This window comes from Streptomyces sp. MK37H (genome assembly GCF_018035285.1).
GTDB classification, from domain to species: Bacteria; Actinomycetota; Actinomycetes; order Streptomycetales; family Streptomycetaceae; genus Streptomyces; species Streptomyces endocoffeicus.
Genome location: NZ_JAAAYH010000634.1, coordinates 1 through 3,767 on the forward strand (window position 1 = coordinate 1; position 3,767 = coordinate 3,767).

Below are 3,767 nucleotides of genomic sequence, written 5' to 3' on the forward strand. Positions count from 1 at the left end.
TTCCGTACGGGCCCCGGCCACCTCCGTAAGGGTCGCGGCGAACAGCCCGGAGGCGTGGCCGCCGTCCTCGTCGAGCTCCCGCGCGGCGCGCAGCAGGGCCGCGCCGGAGCCCGGCCGCGTGGCGGTGTTCAGCCGTCGCCGCAGGGCGTCGGCGGTACGGACGGCGAGCGCGGGGCGGGTGGTGTGCAGCCGGGCCAGGCGGGCGAGGGCGGCGGCCAGCGGGCCGGGGCGGGAGTCCAGATCGAGGGCGTTCACCAGCACATGGGCCGCCTCCTGGACGAACGTCTCGTACCCGGCGAGGAGTTCACCGGCGGCCCGCGCGGTGCGCCGGGTCACCCGGGGCCGCATCCGGGCCCGGGTGGCGAGCCGGTCGGCGAGGTGCCGGATGCGGCGGTGCGCGGGGCGGTCCCGGTCCGGTTCGGCGTCGGGGCCGCCGGGCCGGGCGTCGGCGGTGGCGAGCGCGGCGAGCGCCCACGCCAGCGGGTTGTCACCGGGCGACCCGTCGGGCGCCGCGGCCATCAGGTCCAGCAGGGCGTCGGCGGCGGGCCGCCAGCTCGCCCGGTTGCCCAGGTCGGTGACGGCCGCCACCAGCACGGCCGCCGCGTCCGGCGCCCACGGCGACCAGCGGGCCAGCGCCCCGTACCCGGCCGCCGCCACCTCGGGGTCGTCGGTGTCGCAGACGGCGCGTATGAGCTGGGCGTAGCGGCCGCGGTGGGTCTCGGGGAGGTCCAGCGGGCGGGTGCGCAGCACGGCATGGCGCAGCTCGCGCCGACCGCTCGCGGCGGCGGTCAGCAGCTCCCAGGCGCGTTTGGTGTCGAGCAGCCCGGTGGCGAAGGCGACACAGGCGGCCTGCACATCGGGGTGCTGGCCGGGCAGTTCGAAGGCGTCGGCGAGCAGCGCGGCGGCGTCGGCCACCGGGAGCAGGGTGGCGGCGAGCCGGACGGCCTCCTTACGGCTGGTGACCTTCGCGGGGACGGGTGGTACGGCGGTGGCGACCCCGTCCGGGGCGAGCACCCCGCGCACCAGCCGCCCCAGCCGTGACGGCTCGACGTACCGGGACGCTCTCGTGGCCGCGTACATCGCCACCCGGGCCCGGTCGTCGCCCGCGCGGGAGAACAGGGCGGGAAGTGCATCGCCGGGGCGGTCGGTGCGGGCGAGCGCGGCGAGCGCTGTCTCGGCCAGGACCACATCGTCGGTGTCCGTCCAGGTCCGGACGGTGGCCGCGCCGTGGCCGGGAATCGGCGCGGCGCCGGCGACGGCGGCCGCCCGCTGCCCCGGCCGCAGGGAGGTGTCGGCGGCGGCCCGGTCCAGGACGCGGGCGGCGGCGGCCTGCTGACGGGGCAGCCAGCGGCCGGTGTCCCGCCCGGTGGGCGGGGTCCAGTGGGTGCCGGGGGTCAGAAAGCGCCCGTACGGCGGGGTGTCGCCGAGGACGAGGTCGAGCAGATCGGTGCGACGGCGGGTCAGCACGGCCAGGACGGACGGCAGCACGGCCGCCGAGGGCTCGTGCGCGAGCAGCTCGGCCACGCGGGCGTCCCGCTCGGCCGGTGGTTCCAGCCACAGCCCGATGGCGGTGCGGGCCGTCGCGTCGCTGCCGAACGAGATGGCCTGCCACAGGAGTTCCTGCAGCTCGGGGAGGGTGTGGGCGCGCCGTCCGAGGGAGCGGGCGAGGGCGAAGGTCAGCTCGTGGTCGACCCGTTCGGCGCCCGCCTCCAGCCAGGGCCGCAACGCCTCGAACACCGCCTGCTCCTGGCCGCGCCGCAGCTGGTGGTCGAGGCGGCCCAGGTCGGCGGCGCCGACGCTGCCCGCGAGCCGGGTGAGGGTGCGCAGCGCCCAGCCCAGCAGCTGGCGCCGCCCGGTGACGGCGTGTTCGCGCAGTAGCGCCACGGCCAGGTGGCGCAGCGCCTGGCGGGTGGCGGAGGACGAGTCGCGGGCGGAGATCGCGTCGGCGGCGATCCGGTCCAGATGCTCGGCGGCGTCGTCGGTGAACAGCGCGGGGTGGGTGTGGGCGAGCGTGCCGAGCGCCGCGGAGCGCACCGGGTCTTGCTCGTTGCGCAGCCGCTCCAGCCGGCGCAGCAGCTCGGTGAGGGCGTCCGGGTCGCCGGAGCGGGCGACGCACCGGATCAGCAGCGGATGGGCCAGGGCGCGGTCCTCGGCCGGGGAGCGGCGCACGGCGGCCTCCAGCTCCTCGCGCGCCTCCTCGACCGGCAGATGGGCCACCGACTCCAGCACGGTGGTCCAGGGCGCGCCGCGCTCGCGCGCCTGAGCGGCCATCCGGCGGGCCTCGGCCTGGCGGCGGGGGCGCGGCAGGACCTCGAGCACGGCGGGCTCGATCACGGCGCGGGCGGCGGCGCGTCCATCGGTGGCCTGGTCGTAGGTGGCCTGGTCGTAGGTGGCCTGGTCGTATGTGGCCTGGTCGTATGTGGCCTGGTCGTATGTGGCCTGGTCGTAGAACGCGGAGCGGCGGGCGGGCGGCAGCGCGGCCAGCAGCCGGGCGAGGGCGTCGGCGTCGTGCCGCAGGGCCCGGCCGAGCTCGGCGAGCTCGGGCGGGTCGGCGCGGACGATCCGGCGCAGCACGGCCCGGTCCAGCCGCCGCCGGGTGCCGCTGTGCTCGGGGGCGAGCAGCAGCCGCAGCGTACGGCTCGGCTCGGCGGCCACCAGCGCGGACAGCCGGGCCCGTACGGGGGTCGGGAGCGGGCCCTGGCCGTAGTCCTCCAGCAGCTCCAGCACCCGCTCGGGCTCGACGGGCGCGGCGAGCGCGACACAGGGCGCGTAGCGGGTCCACCAGTCGGCGCGCAGCGGCGCGGGCAGCGCGGTGAGCTGACGCGCCGCCTCGTCCAGGACGGCGAGGGGATGCCGGGAGACGAGGGGCCGCCAGCCGCGGACGGCGTGGAACAGCCCGGGCAGCAGCCGCGCCACGGTCTCGGCGCCGCATCCGGGGAGCAGCCGGGCGGCCTCGCCGTCGCCCCAGCGCTCCCGGAACGGCTCGATCAGCCGGTCCGCGAGCGCGGTGCGCCGCCCGGCCACGACGGTGCGCGCCAGTTCGCGCCGTACGGTGGCGGGCGCGTCCTCGAAGGCCGCCTCCAGCGCGTCGTCCGGGACCGCGCCGGGGCCGCCGCGGCGGGCGGTGTCGAGGGCGCGGTGCCGCACCACGGGGTCCGGGTCGGCGAGCCGCGCCGCGAGGTGGCCGGTGCGCCCGCCGGCGGCCGCGGCCACGGCCGCCAGCCGCCGTTCGTACGTCCCGCGCCGCTCCAACTCCTCGATCAGCGCGCCCAGCCGCCCCTCGGCACTGGCCGCCCGCGCCCGCCCGGCCAGCTCCCGCATCCGGCGCGGAAAGGGCAGCGGATCGAGGGCGGCGAGCAACTCGTCGGCGAGGGCCCGGTGGGGATCGGGAGTGCCGAGGGTTTCGGAGCCGCCATCGGTTTCGGAGCCGCCATCGGCTTCGGGAGTGGCATCGGCTTCGGGAGCGCCGTGGGTTCGGGGAGCGCGGGGAGGCTCGGGGCCGCGGTGGGCTTCGGGGCCGTGATGGGCTTCGGACGCGTTGACCATGCCAGGGATTGTGCCGCTCACACGTCCGGTCACACGTCCCGCCGGAAGATGGTTTCCCGGGACACCCGTCGCCCCAAGGCCTCGCGCCCGGCCGCGCTCGCTCGCGTCCCGCCCGCGCGTGCCGCGTCCGGGCAGCGATTCGCACGGCCTCAACGACCCGCGGCCCGCCGAGCCGCACCCAGGCGACGACTCCAGGCGCGCCCCGGCCGGGCTCGCCGATC

1 protein-coding gene is annotated in these 3,767 nt (G+C 78.5%); it reads right to left on the bottom strand.

Annotation, left to right across the window (positions count from 1 at the left end):
• Positions 1 to 3,546, bottom strand: a 3,546-nt coding sequence (locus GWI24_RS41905) for a hypothetical protein (protein WP_247617632.1), incomplete at its 3' end; no start/stop codon positions are given.
• Between the last annotated feature and the right edge of the window lie 221 nt (positions 3,547 to 3,767).